The 17,432-nt window shown below is 45.2% G+C and carries 11 protein-coding genes and 1 pseudogene; 4 read left to right on the forward strand and 8 right to left on the reverse strand.

What is annotated here, in order from left to right:
• Positions 1–48 precede the first annotated feature (48 nt).
• Both AB4209_RS09330 and AB4209_RS09335 read left to right on the forward strand, forming a co-directional pair.
• Positions 49–2,142 carry a GNAT family N-acetyltransferase gene (locus tag AB4209_RS09330; protein WP_372055652.1) on the forward strand — a complete coding sequence of 698 codons (2,094 nt, stop codon included), beginning with the start codon at positions 49–51 and terminating at the stop codon, positions 2,140–2,142.
• 419 nt (positions 2,143–2,561) lie between these two features.
• On the forward strand, positions 2,562–4,232 hold the full coding sequence (locus AB4209_RS09335; protein WP_372055654.1) for a FapA family protein: 1,671 nt from the start codon (positions 2,562–2,564) through the stop codon (positions 4,230–4,232).
• Between the two features lie 119 nt (positions 4,233–4,351).
• Here the strand turns inward: AB4209_RS09335 and AB4209_RS09340 are convergent, their stop codons facing one another.
• From AB4209_RS09340 to AB4209_RS09365, 6 genes are all read right to left on the reverse strand, one after another.
• Positions 4,352–6,466, reverse strand: a complete 2,115-nt coding sequence (locus AB4209_RS09340) for a type I secretion system permease/ATPase (protein ID WP_372055655.1) — start codon at positions 6,464–6,466, stop codon at positions 4,352–4,354.
• Positions 6,467–6,484: 18 nt separating this feature from the next.
• Positions 6,485–8,395, reverse strand: coding sequence for a LapD/MoxY N-terminal periplasmic domain-containing protein (locus AB4209_RS09345; protein WP_086969028.1), 1,911 nt, complete (start codon positions 8,393–8,395; stop codon positions 6,485–6,487).
• Positions 8,396–8,400: 5 nt separating this feature from the next.
• Complete coding sequence (locus tag AB4209_RS09350) at positions 8,401–9,069, reverse strand: transglutaminase-like cysteine peptidase (protein ID WP_019823329.1); 669 nt, start codon at positions 9,067–9,069, stop codon at positions 8,401–8,403.
• Between the two features lie 59 nt (positions 9,070–9,128).
• Complete coding sequence (locus AB4209_RS09355; RefSeq protein ID WP_017061206.1) at positions 9,129–10,520, reverse strand: HlyD family type I secretion periplasmic adaptor subunit; 1,392 nt, start codon at positions 10,518–10,520, stop codon at positions 9,129–9,131.
• 113 nt (positions 10,521–10,633) lie between these two features.
• Positions 10,634–11,920, reverse strand: a complete 1,287-nt coding sequence (locus AB4209_RS09360) for a sigma-54-dependent transcriptional regulator (RefSeq protein ID WP_372055679.1) — start codon at positions 11,918–11,920, stop codon at positions 10,634–10,636.
• A gap of 84 nt (positions 11,921–12,004) precedes the next feature.
• Positions 12,005–13,951 (reverse strand): ATP-binding protein, encoded by a 1,947-nt coding sequence (locus AB4209_RS09365; RefSeq protein WP_372055657.1) that lies wholly within the window; start codon positions 13,949–13,951, stop codon positions 12,005–12,007.
• 167 nt (positions 13,952–14,118) lie between these two features.
• Between AB4209_RS09365 and pdxH the strand changes: the two genes are divergently transcribed.
• Positions 14,119–14,754: a pyridoxamine 5'-phosphate oxidase gene (gene pdxH, locus AB4209_RS09370; RefSeq protein ID WP_372055659.1), complete on the forward strand. Its 636-nt coding sequence runs from the start codon at positions 14,119–14,121 to the stop codon at positions 14,752–14,754.
• A 102-nt stretch (positions 14,755–14,856) separates the two neighbouring features.
• Here the strand turns inward: pdxH and AB4209_RS09375 are convergent, their stop codons facing one another.
• Complete coding sequence (locus AB4209_RS09375; RefSeq protein WP_136974553.1) at positions 14,857–15,639, reverse strand: PAS domain-containing protein; 783 nt, start codon at positions 15,637–15,639, stop codon at positions 14,857–14,859.
• Positions 15,640–16,005: 366 nt separating this feature from the next.
• Positions 16,006–16,191: pseudogene (locus AB4209_RS09380) on the reverse strand (hypothetical protein); the annotation flags it as partial.
• Positions 16,192–16,453: 262 nt separating this feature from the next.
• Here AB4209_RS09380 and AB4209_RS09385 point away from each other — a divergent pair.
• The gene (locus AB4209_RS09385; protein ID WP_372055661.1) at positions 16,454–17,278 is read left to right on the forward strand and encodes an AraC family transcriptional regulator; all 825 of its coding nucleotides are present in this window, start codon (positions 16,454–16,456) and stop codon (positions 17,276–17,278) included.
• Positions 17,279–17,432 lie beyond the last annotated feature (154 nt).

Here is a 17,432-nt window from a genome sequence, read left to right on the forward strand (position 1 = left end):
TTTATTTGGCTGTGATAAACTGTGTTTAGATGAATCTGGACGCTAACTATGACAAACCCAACCAACACTTTTCTACATACACTTTCTAATATTGCTCAGCATAACGATCACCGTTACGGCGTGGTCTTTGATGGCGATTTTGATTGGCAAAACTCTGCTGTTTTTACCTTCCTTCAAGATTCAAACACTCCGAGCATCTTCCAGGTTGGCGGTACGCCATTTGAAGGTGTGATTCATGCTCCAGTAAAAAAAGGCCAACAACTGCTTGGTCGTGAGTGCCAAGTTCTTGTTTGTGATTTTAGAGAGCAGTTCGATGCGAATGGTTTTAGTGCCGCGTTGGGTTCGTTAGTTGGTGGTGGGTTGTTGTTGGTGTTGCCGCCAAAAGTTAATGCCTCTGAAGATAGTGAAAGCTTTGGCCAACGTTGGTTAAAACGTCATTTCGATAAACTGATTTCTGTTTCACAACACAATGAAGCGGGCGATGTAGTTCAAGCAACTCACGCTCTTCCTCAGATGCAAAGCGCCCAAAACGGATTGGATAAATTTGAACAGCAAAACACGGCTGTTGAATTAGTCAAAAAAGTGGTGTCTGGACATCGTAAACGTCCTTTGATTCTCACTGCGGATAGAGGGCGTGGTAAAAGCTCGACATTGGGTATTGCCGCAGCGCAGCTGTTAGTTGAGCGTCACGGTTTTAATATTATTGTTACTGCACCTTCAGTGAAAGCGGTAGAGCCGGTATTTTCTCATGCTGGCCAAGGGTTAGAATCTTGCGAAGTGGTCAACGCTACTCACATTCGCCATCAAGGGGGAAGTTTGAGATTCGTCGCGCCAGATGAATTACTTAAATCCAAGCCCGATTGTGACCTTCTATTTGTTGACGAAGCGGCTACAATTCCAATTCCGATGCTTAAATCCATGGTCGACATCTATCACCGTATGGTTTTTTCGACCACGGTACACGGTTACGAAGGCAGTGGACGAGGGTTCGGTATTAAGTTTGAGTCTTGGCTTTCTGAGCATCGTCCGGGGTGGAAAGGCTTTAAGCTCGAACAACCGATTCGTTGGAATAGCAACGATCCGCTAGAAGCTTGGTTGTTTGATTGCTTCCTACTTGGTAATGACGCATCAGTCACTGAATCGGCGGTTGATGAAATCGAAGGCTTTTCTGCTGACGCAATCAACCAATTAAACTTGGGCGAGTTATCAAAATCAGAATGCTTGGCTAATCCTGAGCAGCTACAACAATGTTTTTCTCTTCTCGTGGATGCGCACTATCAGACCTCGCCAAATGACTTAATGCAGTTTCTCAACAATCCAGCAATCCGTTTATACGCCGCTTGGCAGCAAGGTGAATGTTTAGGTTGTATGTTGGTGACGGAAGAGGGTGGTTTGGACAGCGAGTTGATTACTCAAATTCAACTTGGAAAACGCAGGCCTCAAGGTCACCTTGCTCCAGTATTACTGGCAAACCAACTTGGCTGTACTCATGCGGCGAGCAGTCGTTGCCTTCGAGTGATGCGCATTGCTGTTTCAGCGCGTCATCAAGGTTTGGGTATTGGCCGTTGGATGTTGGCTCAGTTATCACAGCAAACCAGCCAAGCAGATTATCTGGCGACAAGTTTTGGCGCGACCAGCGAATTGATTTCTTTTTGGCGTGGTAGTGAATTTGAAGCTGTGCACATCGGCCACCAGCGAGATCAGGCCAGTGGCTGTCACTCGGTTCTGATGGTTAAGGCGCTTAACTCAAACTCTCAAGGCTGGATAAGCCAAGTTCAAAATCACTTCGAGCGTAGCTACTGTTTTCTTGTTTCAGGTTCTTTGGTTTCACTTGAAACCGATATGGTACGAGCGCTGCTGCCAAAGAGTGTTCACACTGTTAGCGAGTTTGAAACTCAGTTAGTTAGAAATCACGTGAACGGTGGCAACAGTTATGATGCGATCAGCTTCAGCGTACTGAACTTGATTCTACTCAGCAACGATCGAAACATAGGTATTTCTGACTTACTCATCGCAAAGGTTGTTCAGCAAAAAGAGTGGGGGACTTGTGTCGAACAGTTTAATCTTGTTGGTCGAAAACAAGCAGAGATTCAGTTTCGTAAAGATGTCGATGTTTTGCTAGCAAATTTACAGTGTAAATAGGCTAGCCATCATTTAAATAGACTGACCGCTACAAATTAGATTTACAGTGTAAATTAGAATCTTGGATTTACACTGTAAACTGAAGCTCCATATTCAAATCCGTTTTTACCCTGATTATCTGTTACATCACTTCTGTTTCATCTCTCCACTACAGCCTTTAATCTTCTAAAGCTATTCGCCTTTACTATCTAGCCCTACATCGAATCAACATTCAATCGCACGAAATATTCTGAAAAAATTTTCCTATGTATTTGTAAAGGCGAAGCAGATCATAAAATGTGTAAGTCTTATTTATGAGTCATGTTTGCAGAATCGAAAGTAAGTGATGTGACGCTGATTATTCTAATAATGTGATACTCAGCGCAGAATGAATTATATAGACTGAATAACAACTGAGTCATTAGGGATACTCAATTCGAATGTGGGATAACATCGTTACATTGTCGGAAGACAAGCAACAAGTAATGGCATGTCTGCCAACCGGGACTGTGGTTGACGCAAGCTTTGATAACAAGACGCTGCCACCAACCTTGGAAGCTTTGAATGCATCAAACTATTTTCTTTTCGAAGAAGAGGTGTTGCGTTTCGTTACTCTTGCTAAAGAAGGTAAGGGTGAAGCTTATGAAGGAATCTTGATTGCCGAAGTTCGAAATGCCACTGTTGCGGTCGAACTGTCTGATGATGAGATGTTGGCGAGCCTCGTGGTCACTGGTCCCTACAATGGACACCCACTGCGTGGCAGCGACATCATTCATTGTTTATCTCAAGCTCAAATAACAAAAGGAATAAATAAGTTAGCGCTCAGAAAAGTTCTGATGATGAGTAGCAAACTTAAGCCCGGCGAAAAGTTTACTCAGCCAGCCGCTAAAGGGACACAACCAGTAAAAGGTAAAGACGCTAAGTTTGCCGCTTTGGTTGAAGATATTACTCGTCAAGTATTGAAGCCTCGCAGTAAAGACGAAGGCAAGATTGATATGCGAGACTTGGGACAAACCATTACCGTTGGTCAAAATGATCACTTAATGAAACGAACCCCCGCTACCAAAGGCATCGCTGGCTTTACCGTTCAAGGCCGAATTATCCCACCGCTTCCTGGACAAGACAGTTTAATCAAGCCTGGAAAGGGCACTTACATCTCCCCTGAAGATCCCAATTTACTACTCGCCTCACACCCTGGATTGCCCATCATTAAAGACCGAACCATCGAAGTGGATGACGCCTTATGTGTCAGCAACGTCGATGTCTCAACTGGGCACGTTAAATTTAAAGGTAATGTCTTTGTCTCTGGCAACATCGAGCCGGGGATGATCGTCAAGGCGACCGGAAGTGTTACGGTTGGTGGCTTTATCGAATCGGCCGAAGTGCAAGCTCAGGGGGATATCAAAGTCGCCAAAGGCATTATCGGCCACACGACCAAAGAGGGTGAGCCAAAAAGTTGTAAGGTATTCAGTAAAGGCTCTATCACAGCAAGCTACGCACAGAATGCCGAGCTACAAACGGCCAATGACCTTCGACTTGGTGTGCACAGTATGAGTAACGACATTCGCTGTGGTAACAACCTTATCGTGATGGACAGCTTGAAAAAACACGGCACGCTAAGCGGTGGTGAAGCCAAAGTTGGCGGAAAAGTAGAATGTGTCTTCTTAGGTGTTGAGGGAGACACCGCAACTAAGGTACATGGTTTTGCGCGCTACGATGGTTACCGCCAAAAGATAGCTGAGCTGAAGGAAACTTATAAATACACTCAAGAGCAAACCATGGGTGTGATTCGCCAAGAGTTAGAATTTAAGAAGCGCCCGAAAGCAGAGAGAAGCGAAGAGCAAGCCCTAGAAATAGAGCAGCAACGTGAGAAGAATAACCTCGCAATTGAAAACACAAAGTCGCAGTTAGATACACTCGAAGCAGAGTTTGAAACCAACCTTGCTGAATGCACGGTAGAGGTACACGAAAAAGTGTATACCCGAGTGACGATTCAATTTGGTGATGAGACAGTCACAACCAAGCGGACCCACGGCGGAAGTGTTTTCTCATTCAACCAATACGAGATCCAATGTTCGTTTAAGATGGAGCAAGAGGATATTGCTTTGTAGGCTTTGTGTTGAACATAAGTGATGTATGGTTAAGGTTACGATACTGACAAATCGAAAAAGGGGAGCTGATGCTCCCCCTTTTGGTTTCTACTGATAATTATTTAGGTGGCTTGAGCGCTCTAACTAACGGCTCTCACTCGGCCTTGTTTAAGGTCTGAAAGAACCTGTGCTTTAGGACCATCTGCAATGATGCAGCCTTTCTCCATTACGATCACTCGATCGACAATGTCCAACATCGACGTTTTGTGTGTAATCAGAATCAACGTCTCGCTTGGTAGCAATTGGTTAAGCTGGTGCTTGATGTGCATCTCTGAACGGTTATCCATAGCACTGGTCGGCTCATCCATTAACAATACTGGGGGGCGTCCTAGGAAGGCTCTTGCAATGGCAATTGACTGACGTTGACCACCAGACAGCAAAGCACCACCTTCACCCACTTGGCGTTCCAAACCTGCAGGATCTTGCTGAGTAAACGCAGTTACGCCTGCACGGTTTGCCGCATCCATTACGTCACGGTCATCCACCAAAGGGCGACCTAAAGTAATGTTGTCTCTTACTGAACCGTAGAACAGGTTACTGTCTTGCGGAACACAACCTATATTGCGTCGTACGTCGACATGATGCAGTTGCTCCATATCCGTGTCATCAATACGTACATGGCCTTCTGTGGGCTTGTACAGGCCCATAATCAGACGTTCTAGTGTGGTTTTACCTGAACCAATACGACCAATGATTGCTACTTTCTCACCAGGACTAATATTGAGGGTTAAGTCTCTAATTGAAGCCACTGGTGAATCTGGGTAGTGGAACGTCACTTTATCTAGCGCGATATGGCCCTGAATAATCGGACGGTGAATGTAGCGTTTACCTTCTTCTTGTTCATCAGGCATCGACATCACTTGCTCAATCAGAGTCATTGATGACTTTGCTTGGTTGTAACGAGTCGAAAGCAAAGACAGCTGAACAAGCGGGCCAATCGCTCGGCCGCTCAACATGGTTGCAGCGATCAAGCCACCCATCGTAAGTTCACCTTCTGCAATTAGATACACGCCAAAGATGATCATACCAACGTTAGTACTTTGCTGAACAAAGCCGGCGGTGTTTTGGATGCTGTCAGTGATGCGTCGGCTTTTGATATTCCAATTCGCCATGTGAGCAACAGCTTCTTCCCAACGGAATTGGAATTGGCTTTGCGCGCTGAACAGCTTAACCGTCTCTAACCCTGCCAAACTCTCAATCAAGTTTGCGTACTTCTGCGAAGCAAGACGAGAGCCTTCTTCAATGGTGCGGCGCAGTGGGCCTTGGATTAGCAATGCATAGACGATCAAAATGACCACGCCAGCAACGGGAACGAATACAAGGTTTCCAGCCATTAGCCAAATTAGCGCTAAGAACATCAGTGCGAACGGTAAGTCGATTAACGAGCCAATGGTTGCAGAGGTAAAGAATTCACGAATGGATTCGAACTCTTGCAAGTTTTTAGCGAAAGCACCTACGGAAGCAGGTTTCGCTTCCATACGAATCCCCAGTACTTTACTGAACAGCTTGGAGGAAATGAGAATATCGGATTTCTTACCAGCAACGTCAATGAAGTAGCTTCGCATCAATTTGAGCAGCAAATCGAATAGGAACACGACAAAGATACCACTCGCTAGCACCCACAAAGTTTCAAAGGCGAGGTTAGGTACGACTTTGTCGTACACCAAGCGTGTAAACATCGGCGCGGCTATCGCGAAGATGTTGATCAGAATGGAGGCAATCAACACATCGCGATAGATGTTTTTAGATTCCCAGATCGTACTCCAAAACCAGTGACCCTTACGTGTTTTTAGGACTTCTGGTGAGCGCTCATCATAACGGAACTGTTTTTTTACTAGGAAGTAACGACCGATGAATTGCTCTTTCAGCTCGTCTAGTGGAATGATGATCGGCACCATTCCACTCTCTGCTGTGATGATCTCTGCTTCTTGTTTTTCTGAATCAATACTATTCAGAACGCATGCCTCGCCCTGCTTGAGAAGTAAAATAGCAGGTAGAATGAGGTGAGGAATACTTTCTAAGTCGCAACGATTTTCTTTTGCCACTAATCCTGCTCGCTCAGCAGAACGAGGGAATAGGAAAGGGGTTAGCTTTCCATCAGATAGTGGTAGCCCATTGATCAACGCTTCGGGCGAGTTAGCTAACCCGTAATACCGGCTAACGTAGATCAGTGAGTTCAATAGTGGATCTTGCATGTGATATAACCCTTACAACTATTTATCAACAATGAAGCCTTGGAACACTTCTACGTAGTTATCAGACAGGATATCTAGCTGAGTCTGAGTTTCTATTCGAGACGCGATGGTGGTGACGCCTAGGTTGTGAGCGGTTCTAGAGATCGACGTTAAGGTGAACTTCTGTTTTTCGTCATCAAGGTTATGTGTGAACAGGTAATCTAGTTTCACATAACTTGGACGGTATTCGTTGATGTAATCCAGTGATTGGAAGTTACGTCCGTAGTTATCGACACCAAACACCGCTTCAGCGTTGCGAATGGTGTTACATAATAGTGCCGTGTAGTGCGGAACGTTGATGAAGCAGTTTTCTGGAATCTCAAAGTGCAACAGGTGAGCGATTGAAGCATTCTGTTCAAGCGTCTTACCGATCCAACGGATGAAGCTTGGTTGAGAAATGCTGCTTGGTGAAATGTTAATAGCGACAGGGCTGGTTACTTCTTTTGCATTGAGCTTTTCAATCATCTTCTCGATAACGTATTGGTCGAGGATGTGGCTCATTTCAAGCTGTTCTAGCGCGTATAAGTACTGGTTGGCACCGTAACGCACGCCATCTTTTTCAATCGCAGAGAACACCTCTTGGTGATACGTTTTACCAAAGGCATTGTTTGCAGCCTGCAGACGGAAGGTAATGAGGTCGTTAATGATCGCTTCTTCAACCAACATACGCCATTGTTGTTTGCCCATCACAGCGCCGTGATCGTCTGCGGTTACGTAGCCGTAAGCAAGCTCTCGATTCGCCTTGGCACTTGAAAGTGCGTTATCCACCAGCGACATGATTTCAGTACTGGTTTTACGCGTGTTGCTGTATGTCACACCAAGAGCAATGTGTGGGTTCGCAGTGCCTGTTGGGTCTGAACCTAGGCTCTGGATACAGTTTACGATGCTGCTCGCGACAAGTTTCAGTTCGCTCTCATCAATGTTTGGCATGATGAAACCAAATTCGTCACTAGAAATTCGGGCGATGGTGATATCTGGTGATGAGATTGAAGCCTGTAGCTGTTCAGCCAGTTGATGAACCAAGGCATCACCTTCTTGATAGCCCTTTTCATCGTACTCTTCACTAATAAACTCCGCTTTAAGTACCGCTAAACCACCTAAGCTCGACTCTTCTAACCATTGAGTTAACTGAGACATGTAGTAAGCACGGTTACCGAGCTGAGATACAGGGTCGATATACGCTCTTTCACGTAACTTCTGAGCTTCTTTCGCTTGGTTTTTAAATGCCAGTTCAACTTGAGTCGACATGTGGTTGATACCATCGACAACCAAGGTGAGATCTTTTGTCTTTGGACGAGCCAGAGGTTCGCCAAACTGATTCTTAGCGATCTGATCCATCTTCGTAATGATCAACGAGAGCGGGCGTAAAGCGCGCTTAAGGATCCAAGAAATAGATACCAAACCGAGCAAGAAGATCGTGCCAAAGATGCTCAGTAAGCGGATAAATGCTTGCCAAAGTTGATCGTAGGCAGGACCTGGATGACTTACGATCTCGACTTCGGCCAATTGCATCCAGCCACTGGTGATCACGCGGCGGTCATGAACAGGCTCGAACAGGTTTAGGTTGGTAAACCACTCCGGTACGCCGGTTGGCTTTACAGGGTATGAGCGGAGAATGTCTTCACCGCTGTCGAGAAATATCAATCGAACGACTGAGTAAGAACTGCCATCAAACAGGGCGTTGATAACAGACTCTACTGCCACCTTGTCCTTTTCTTCTAGGTAAGGGGCGAGAGCCAGTCCAACAGTATTAATGGTATTACTTACCTCAGAGCGTTGCTGCTCCTCTAAGTATCCACGGGTGGTATTGAATTCGATCATAAAAACTGACGTCATCAGCAGTATGAACACTGCAACCATCCCGACCACAAGCTGTTTATATAAAGTCATTGTACCTACTCATCGTAATTGATAATGGGTTTGTTTAATTTTAGAGAGCGCTCACGTGAACGTAAGTCGTTCCATAAGCTCAATCTTGAAGATTTCCCTGCTAACTTGCCGCTGCCTGCTGCCGACTTGATCAACCAAAGATTTTTACCGTTGAAACTGTAAATTGGTCGTAGATCTGGGCGTTTGGAACCGCGTTTAATTTCAGGGTTTAAGTTGTCCAAAATTAGTGGTTCTGCACTCGGTGTTGAGTAGTACGCCAACACCATGTGGAACTGGTTTAGCTCCAGTGCTTTTACGTACACTAATCGTAATTTCTTATCTGGGACGCCCAGTTCAAGCAAAGAGAAGTATTTTGCGATTGTGAAGTCTTCACAATCACCGGCGTTGCTGCCTAAAAATTCCAGTGGTGTTGCCCAGTAATCATTCTTTCCCCACAGTATGTTGTCATCGACAAAGTACATCTGGTTGAAGAACTGGTTCACCGACCTGAGCTTCTCTTTTTCACTTAATCCGTCGTATGACGTCATATTTGAGCGCCATGTTGCCACTCGCTTTCCGGCTCTATCGCCGTAGGTTTTGGTCACTGCATCTATCCACCGTTGGTCGCTCTTGTTGAGCGCCACAGAGGTGAAAGAGGTGAGGACCAGCAGCAATAGCGAAATCCGAGACTTCATAGCCTCTGCTCTTGTCTATTTGCTGTGTATTGAAAGGCGTTATCAAACATCAAACGTCCTTACTCTTTTAGTGCATTGTTTTGAGCGCTTAATAGTGGCTTCAACATGTACTCAAGCACGGTTCTTTTACCCGTGATGATATCGACAGAGGCGGTCATACCTGGAATGATTGGCAACTCTTCGTTCTGTCCAAAATTGTGTTTTTCGGTGCGCACGCGCACGATATAGAAGCTATTGCCTTCTTCATCTTGAGTGGTATCGGCACTGATGTGCTCTAACACGCCTTCTAGACCACCGTACTTAGTGAAGTCATAAGCACTGAATTTAACGATGGCAGTCAATTCTGGGCGTAGGAACGCGATATCTTGCGGGGCGATTTTCGCTTCAACCAATAGAGAGTCTTCTGTTGGTACAATCTCAACGATGTCCATACCCGGTTGGATAACCCCGCCGACAGTATTAATACCCAATGTTTTAACGGTGCCTGTTACAGGAGAAACCACCACGGTACGGTTTACTCTGTCTTCTAGGCCAACGGCAGATTCGGTCATTGCAGAGAGCTTGTCTTGGGCTTGATTGAGTTTTTCTTGTTGTTCGGAGCGGAAGTTCAGTGCGGCGTCAATACGGCTGAGCATGGATTCTTTGATTGCTGAGCGTAAAAGAGGAATTTTTAGCTCGCTCGAAGTCATTTCTCGGCGAGTGTCGTTCACTTGTCTTTGCAGTTTAAGTAATTCAATTCGTGGTACCACCCCTTCATCGGCGAGAGGTTTGGTGATATCCAGTTCTTGGCGAGCAAACTGGTAGCTCTGTTTTAGGTTTCGAACACGCGCTTTAATCTCAACTAGGTCTTGCTGTTTCTGTTCAACTTGTTGATCAAAAACGGAAAGCTGGTTTCTCAGATTATTGAGATCTTGACGGTATTCTGCTTTTTGACGATTAACCAGTTGAGGTTGAAGTTCATAGAATTTAGGTGGGAACGCAAGCTTGCCATAATCGAGAGTGACACTTTTTTTCCATTCTTTTTCAGAGAATTCTTCGTTGATGACAACACTGGTCAGGGAAGCGGAAAGCATTAACACGTTGGCGGTCAAGTTCGCGACTTGTTGTTCACGTTCGCGGAAGTCAGAACGGAATCGTGTGTCATCGATTAACAGCAGTTGTTGACCTTTTTGAACGCGTTGGCCTTCTTTAACTAAGATCTCTTTAACCAAGCCACCTTCAAGGTTTTGTACCACTTGGATCTGAGAGGAGGGGATCACTTTGCCTTGGCCAACGGTAACTTTGTCGATCTCTGCCCATGCAGACCACCCAATAGCAGCAATAAAAAACAGAACGATCACCCACAACATAATTCGCGCACTGGTGGGCGTATTGAGGAGTAGTGCCGCTGTTTTATCATCGACATACTCAAGCTCGGTCTCGTTCAATTTGCTGAAATTTTTCTGACTCATAACAGTCCTTGTTCGCTAAATAAAAGTGCAAGCCTATTGAGTGTATTCTTACTTTTGATAAATGTTAAGATTTTGCTCCTTTAAATCTTTGAATTTATATATTTTTTTAAGACTTATCGGTTCTTGAAATCTGTTTTATCGAGTTGGTGCTTTCTTAGTTTGTCATACAGTGTTTTTCGCGACACCTGCAGCTCTTGTTGTACCTCTTTTAAACGACCTTGATGGCGATGTAGCGCCTCAATCAAGATAATTTGTTCAAAGCTATCGGTGCGTTGGTTCAACGACTGTTGTTGCTCTTCAATGCTCATATCGAGTTCATTTTGCTCATCAGTATCGCTGTCGAGCGACGGCTGCTTAATTTGAGTCAGCACTCTGAGTTCAGCATGTTGGCGAAGCTGACGAATGTTCTCCGTCCAATGCGTTGCAATGAGTCGCTGAATCTCTTTTTCTGTAATGACGGGTGGCGGCAGTTGATAGCGACTGGCTGCACCACGAGCAAAGTGTTTGAACAAAGAGCCAATATCTTCCGTTCTTTGCGCCAAGGGTAGTAAATTAAATCGGCGCAGTTCACCTGTAATTGTAGTAGGAAATACTGTAGTTGCGATAATGATACAAGTTGCATTGGTCTTGCATGAGTTTTCATGAAGTAGAGTGGGTTTTAGAGCGGCTAACCATAGCCATTGCTGCGAAGTTAACGCTTCTGTTTCATGGATATAGAGTGTTCCACCTTGATGCTTTAAGAACAGTTGCAAAACAAACTGATGGAATGTCGCTTCGTCACTGCGTGGCAAATTAAACGCCGCGACAGGGCAAAGCTCCGCGGTTTGATGACTGTGTAAATCATGGGTGTATTGTGCAGTGACCCTTTTCCCCGTCCCTAAATCACCAACAAACAATAGAAGTGGGTTAGTTTTGGTATCTAGGGTGATCAATTCTCGGCGCAATGCCTGCATTGATGGAGATTGACCAATCAGTTTTGGGCCAACCTGATTTTGCATTGCCAACTCTTTGCGCAATAGGTTGTTCTCTTCAACCAGTGCGAGTTTATCTGCGGCTTTTTTAACGGCAGTGAGTAGGGCATCGACCACAAATGGCTTTTCCAGAAAATCGTAAGCGCCGGCTTTCATTGCGGATACCGCGGTTTGCACGTCACCATGTCCGGTAAGTACGATGACCTGAAAATGAGGGTTTTGGCTCAGTAATTTTTGCGTTAATTGAATGCCATCCATCACTGGCATGTGAATATCGGTGATGACAATTCCGGCTTGCGTGGTATCTATTTTCTTTAATGCCTCAATAGCATTGGGAAAGCAGACGATATCGATGCCTTCAATGAGCATGGCTTGTTCTACGGAGTCTCGAATGGCGGGTTCATCGTCGACAAAATAGAGTTTAGGCATAGAGTGCAAAAGTCGAGTCCTTAGCTGTAGGTGAGATTAGCAGTATGTGAGATTCGTTTTCTAATCAACGATAACAACGGCGTGTTAGCCCTTATCGTTATATAACGGGATGTTTAGCGAGAATACCATGCCTGAAGGCTCTAACCGGTTCGCGCTGATCGTGCCGTGATACGCTTCAATAATCCGTTTCGATATTGAAAGCCCTAGCCCTAAACCTTCCGGTTTGGTGGTAAAAAACGGGTCGAACAGCTGTTCTAGCTTATCGTTCGGCATGCCAATTCCGTTATCCCAAATGATCAGCTGACAAGAGTCATGATGCAGTTGCCATTCGATGCCTATCTGTGGGCTAGCCTGTTGGTCAACGCTTTCCAGGTTTTGTTGCTCCTGCAAGATTTTGTGTTCAAGAACTTGTTGTTGCAGCGCTTGAGTCGCGTTGTGAATCAGGTTCACTAGTACTTGCTCGAGTTCGGTTGGATGAATCGCAATATTGATGTCATCTGGCACCGTGCTTAGCCTTAGCCTTAGCCTTAGCCTTAGCCTTAGCGTAATGCCTTGCTTGATCATCAGCGCACTGAGAATGCTAGTGGCGTTATTGACCGCTTGATGCAGGTTCGCCACATGATGTTCTTGTTTGGTGACCTTGCGAGTAAAGACTTTGAGTCGCGCGATGATGTCGGTAATGGTGTTGTTGAGGCCAATCATTTTCTCAAGATTGCTTTTCACTAAATCGGTTCGTTCCATTTCCAGTAGCTTTAAGCTGTTTTCACTGTAGGTTCGCAGTGCTGCAAGTGGTTGGTTGATTTCGTGGTTAATGCTGGCTGACAGCTCACCGAGTACCGCTAGTTTCGCGGTTTGTGTCAGCTCTTGCTCTGTCTGTTTCAACTTGGATTGCGACTCTTGGTATTGAAAAAGGGTTTGTTGCAGCTGTTGATTGGATTGCTTCAAGTAGTGGGTACGTTTATCTACGGTTTGTTCTAGGTTTTGGTTGAGTCGGGTCAACGCCACTTTCGCGAGATAAGTCTGGCGCCACGACCAAGCGATGAGCATCACCAAGCTGTAAATCACTACGAAGATGACATCGATCTGAAAGATTTTAATAAGTTCAGCTCTGGTCTCTTTTAGGGCGACGACTTGGTACTGGTTGTTGCTGATGGTAGCGGGGTAAAGATTAAAAGCACCAAGCTTGAATAACTGGTTGGCGGTGAGCTCTTTTCGGATTTCATTGGATTGAAGGTTGCTAGATTGATTGGCGTTGCTAGCTTCTGACTGAGATCTTGAAGAACGAAAGGCTTCGATGATCGAAATTTCGCTTTGACCGTATTGGCGTTGAAGTGCGATATCCGTTTGTTGTTGCTGCGTTAATGGCAACAGTGAATGATAAAGCCATGGAGCTTGGCTTGATAGAAAGACCACTTGGTTCGAGTCGAGTACTACGATCTCAAAGTCGTCGCTGGTCAGGATGTTTTCGAGGTTTTCTAAACTCACTTTTACGGTGATAACCCCCACAATGTGATTCTCAACATACAGCGGTGAAGACAGAAAATAACCGCGTACGTTCGAACGAGCGCCTAGCGCGACATATTGTGTGTTGTTACCTTGAATGGCAGAAGCAAAGTAGGGACGAAACGAGAAGTTCTCACCTACAAAGGTACGAGGCTTTTGGTAATTACTGGAAGCGACCACAGTACCGCTCGGGTCATGAATATAGATGGTGTCGGCTTGGCTTTGATTCGACCATTCAAACAGCAATTGATTGAGCTGCGCAGCGGAAATCTTGTTTGCTCGTTGTGATGAGTCAAAATAAGAGAGCAAGCGCGGGTCATGACTGAGCAAATCCGGGATCTGTTTGAATTTATCCAGTTCAGAATCGATTTGTAGATTGGCTTTATTCGCCGCTTCATCGAGTTGCTGAGTGACGATTTTTTCTTGGAATTGTACTGCCATAAAGTGGGTTGCGGTCAGCCCTGCAGCTCCCAATAACAATGAGAATAAAACAAAGGGCGTCATTAGGTTAGGCAGTATTTTGGTCACTCGGATCTCAGCTTGTCATCGGTTTGTATAAAGATTATCAATATGATGGAGAGAGTACCGAGATCTTGTTAACACAGAGCACCTTCTGTGAGACAAAACCATGGCTTAGACTTGTGTTTCAAAGGATTACGGCGCAAAATCACAAAAAAATTAAAAGGAGCAACCAAATGGAACTGACAGATATTCGTCGCGAATACGCTAAGGGTGGATTGAGACGCAAAGACTTGGCCGCAGACCCGATTGAGCAATTCAATCTATGGCTAGAGCAAGCCATTGAAGCGAAGTTGATGGACCCTACTGCCATGACAGTTGCTACGGTTGATGAAAATGGTCAGCCATTCCAACGAATTGTTCTGCTGAAGAATGTTGATAAAGACGGGTTCGTTTTTTACACCAACTTAGGTAGCCGCAAAGCGCACCAGCTTGAGCACAACAGCAAAATCAGTTTGCACTTTCCTTGGCATCCACTTGAGCGACAAGTTCATATTACGGGCACGGCTGAAAAGCTAACGGCTATGGAAAATATGAAGTACTTCTCGTCACGTCCAAAAGAGAGCCAATTGGCCGCGATTGCAAGTAAGCAGAGTAGCCGCATTTCAGCGCGTGGGATTTTAGAAGGTAAGTATCTAGAGCTTAAACAGAAGTTTGCCAAAGGCGAGATTCCTGTGCCTTCTTTCTGGGGTGGCTTCCGAGTTCGTGTTGATAGCATTGAGTTCTGGCAGGGTGGTGAACACCGCTTGCACGACCGTTTCTTGTTCTCTCGCCAAGACAACAGTTGGGATATTGATCGTCTAGCGCCTTAGGCTGCTTGATCGCTTAGCTGCTTAACAGATCCAAAAGTGCCGTTGATTAGACTGATCAAATCAACGGCATTTTTTTGTCTGCATTTTCAGCTGAACAGTCAATCAGTCACTGTGAAGAACAACAGAGATCTGTTTTTTGAGCAGAGTTTCTGGGATCACTGAGCCCAATCCTGAATCCAATGCATACTCAATCAATTGGCTTTTACTGCGTGCATCAAACTTCTGTTTCAATCTGGCGACATGACCTTCGACCGTTTTGATTGAAATGTTTAACGTCAACGCGATGTACTGTGGCTTCTTGCCGAAAAGCAGTAAGAACAGTACCTCTGATTCTCTCGAAGTCAGCCGCTTTTGCAGCTTAGACACGCGCGGCTCTGACCCCGCAAGCGATGCCTGATCGCCTTTTGTCCCTGTGGCCTGACAAACCCAATGACCAACCTCTAAGATCGCGGTATCGGTAAGCTCTTGGCCATAGAAGATGGTGCCTTGGACGTTGTCGTCATCATCAAGCCAAGGGGTTTTGGTAAAGATATGGGCGTGCCAGCGTCCGTCTGGATAGGGGTGAATATCGAGAATCTTAAGGGTACTGCGTGTATCCATCACATGTTTATCTTGAGCCCTGAAATCTTGTGCGCACTCCGTGGTTTGACTGGGCATGTCGAAGTCGGTCAAGCCAGTACAAGTCTCATTGGGTTTTAAGCCAATCAATTGGTTGTAAGCAAGGTTGGCGTACACGAAGACCGAGTCAGTATCTTTGCAGCCCCAGCAGCCTGGAAGTTGTTCGAATAAAGAACGATGTATGGAGTTGAGTGGATCTGGCAAGGTTTTATCTCGTGTGTTGCGATGTTGCAATAATATCAGTTTCTTATAGCGCTGCAATGGCAATTAGAGTACGAAAAATAAGGGGGGACTGACAGTTAAACGGACTGCTGACTAACTGTGTCAATCACGGAGAATCGATGGGCATAAAGGGTGATAATCAGGCAAAAAAAAAAGCCAGCCTGAAGAGGGGCTGGCTAAAGACAAGATATGCCTTGTCGACATGTAGAAGATTTTCAGTCTAATTTACGAGGGTCAGGTAAATTAAACTGAGGCATCAATTTGATACCCAGAGTGACTTACTACTCTATCGACGAATCTACTCCTAGGAGTGCTTATGCATAAGGGGGGAATTCCCCTATAAATGCTGCTCAATGTGATAATTGAGAACTTAGAGTAAATATTTGAGATTCTGAGCCTGTGATTGAGAGCCTACAGCTCTCGCACGACTCTGAATCCTAGATAGTTCGCTGCCGTTGAAGGCGGTACGTACAGTTCGTTAAACACTTTTGCCTCTTCTGGAGAGAAGCTCCACGCGCCACCTTTCGCTAAACCTTTCTGAATGGTTGTCCATTCCCATACGTTACCCACCATGTCGTAGAAGCCTGTAAAATGTTTTTCGTGTTCGTGTTCGTGTTCGTGTTCGTGTTCGTGTTTGTGTGATTGCTTTTGAAGCCCCTAAACTCGCCGGAACGATTGGTTTTACAATGCCCGTAGTTTGTACACTCTTGATCATCTTTCCGGAGGCATGATCAAGACGATCGCGGTAATGATCTTCTGTTTTAAGGCGAGGAAATGACTCTCATGATCATTTACAAATTCATCTTGTGCAGATTTCAGAGTATTATTCTCACTATGTCGATCTGAGTACTTTGCTGTCATGCCAAAACCTTTACCCTTTCCTAACCTAGACCTTTCTCCGCTAGGCCTTACTGGCCCTCGTCCTGCTGAGATCATCACTTTGCCATCGCATATGGATTGCCACGATCACCATTATTCTCAGGTGGTGATTGGTTTAAAAGGTCAGGCGGAATTTGAAGTGAGTGGTAAGGGGAATCTTGTTGGCCCAGGACAAGGTTGTGTGGTGACAGCGAGCTCTGATCATGCTTTCGGCGGAGTGGTTGGTCAGTCGGATATTCTCGTGCTCAACATGCCTATGCCAACCGATGATGACCCTCTGATGCTAGAGAAGATTAACCAGTTAGAATCATCGAACGTCTACTTCCAATTAGATGCGCAAATTCAAAAGCTTATCCATATGTTGGTGCAAGAGATGCAGGCCAGTCCTGATGATCTGTTATTAAGCCGTGCGTGCAATGATACGGTGATTGCATTGATGCAAAGGCACATCTCGGCATTTGAAACCTCAATCAAAGATTCACGCTTTGATCTTGAAGCGTTGGATCGCTACATAGAACAGCATTTAGCAAACAAGATCTCCGTCGCGCAGCTTGCGGGTAGTGTGTTCTTGGGTGAAAGCCAGTTCCATATGTTATTCAAAGAGCAAATGGGCATTACCCCTCACCAGTACGTTCTTGGCAAGCGCATCGACCGTTCTCGTCGTTTAATTGAACAAGGTAATCTAAGCCTTGGTCAGGTCGCTGAACTGGCTGGTTTCTCCGGTCAATCTTCCTTTACTCACACCTTTTCACGCCTTCAAGGCATGTCACCATCCCAATACAAAAAGAAAATTTCTGTTAAATAGTGAAACAAAACGGCATATTATTTTAAAGTTTCATATGTGACCTTGTGTTTGTTTTGTTAATAAAGCGAGTTTTTAGCAAAAAACTCGGAGTTTTTGACAAGTAATCCTTATATACTCTAAATACACTGCAGCCATTGTAGAGATCCCGAACTCT

Source organism: Vibrio sp. 10N.286.48.C11, from assembly GCF_041469805.1.
Taxonomy (GTDB): Bacteria; Pseudomonadota; Gammaproteobacteria; order Enterobacterales; family Vibrionaceae; genus Vibrio; species Vibrio crassostreae_C.

Excerpts from the sequence above, each read along its gene's own strand:
- AB4209_RS09385 (WP_372055661.1), top strand. The coding sequence starts at position 16,454 with ATGCCAAAACCTTTACCCTTTCCTAACCTAGACCTTTCTCCGCTAGGC.
- AB4209_RS09355 (WP_017061206.1), bottom strand. The coding sequence starts at position 10,520 with ATGAGTCAGAAAAATTTCAGCAAATTGAACGAGACCGAGCTTGAGTAT.
- AB4209_RS09330 (WP_372055652.1), top strand. The coding sequence starts at position 49 with ATGACAAACCCAACCAACACTTTTCTACATACACTTTCTAATATTGCT.
- AB4209_RS09340 (WP_372055655.1), bottom strand. The coding sequence starts at position 6,466 with ATGCAAGATCCACTATTGAACTCACTGATCTACGTTAGCCGGTATTAC.
- AB4209_RS09350 (WP_019823329.1), bottom strand. The coding sequence starts at position 9,069 with ATGAAGTCTCGGATTTCGCTATTGCTGCTGGTCCTCACCTCTTTCACC.
- AB4209_RS09360 (WP_372055679.1), bottom strand. The coding sequence starts at position 11,920 with ATGCCTAAACTCTATTTTGTCGACGATGAACCCGCCATTCGAGACTCC.
- pdxH (WP_372055659.1), top strand. The coding sequence starts at position 14,119 with ATGGAACTGACAGATATTCGTCGCGAATACGCTAAGGGTGGATTGAGA.
- AB4209_RS09345 (WP_086969028.1), bottom strand. The coding sequence starts at position 8,395 with ATGACTTTATATAAACAGCTTGTGGTCGGGATGGTTGCAGTGTTCATA.
- AB4209_RS09335 (WP_372055654.1), top strand. The coding sequence starts at position 2,562 with ATGTGGGATAACATCGTTACATTGTCGGAAGACAAGCAACAAGTAATG.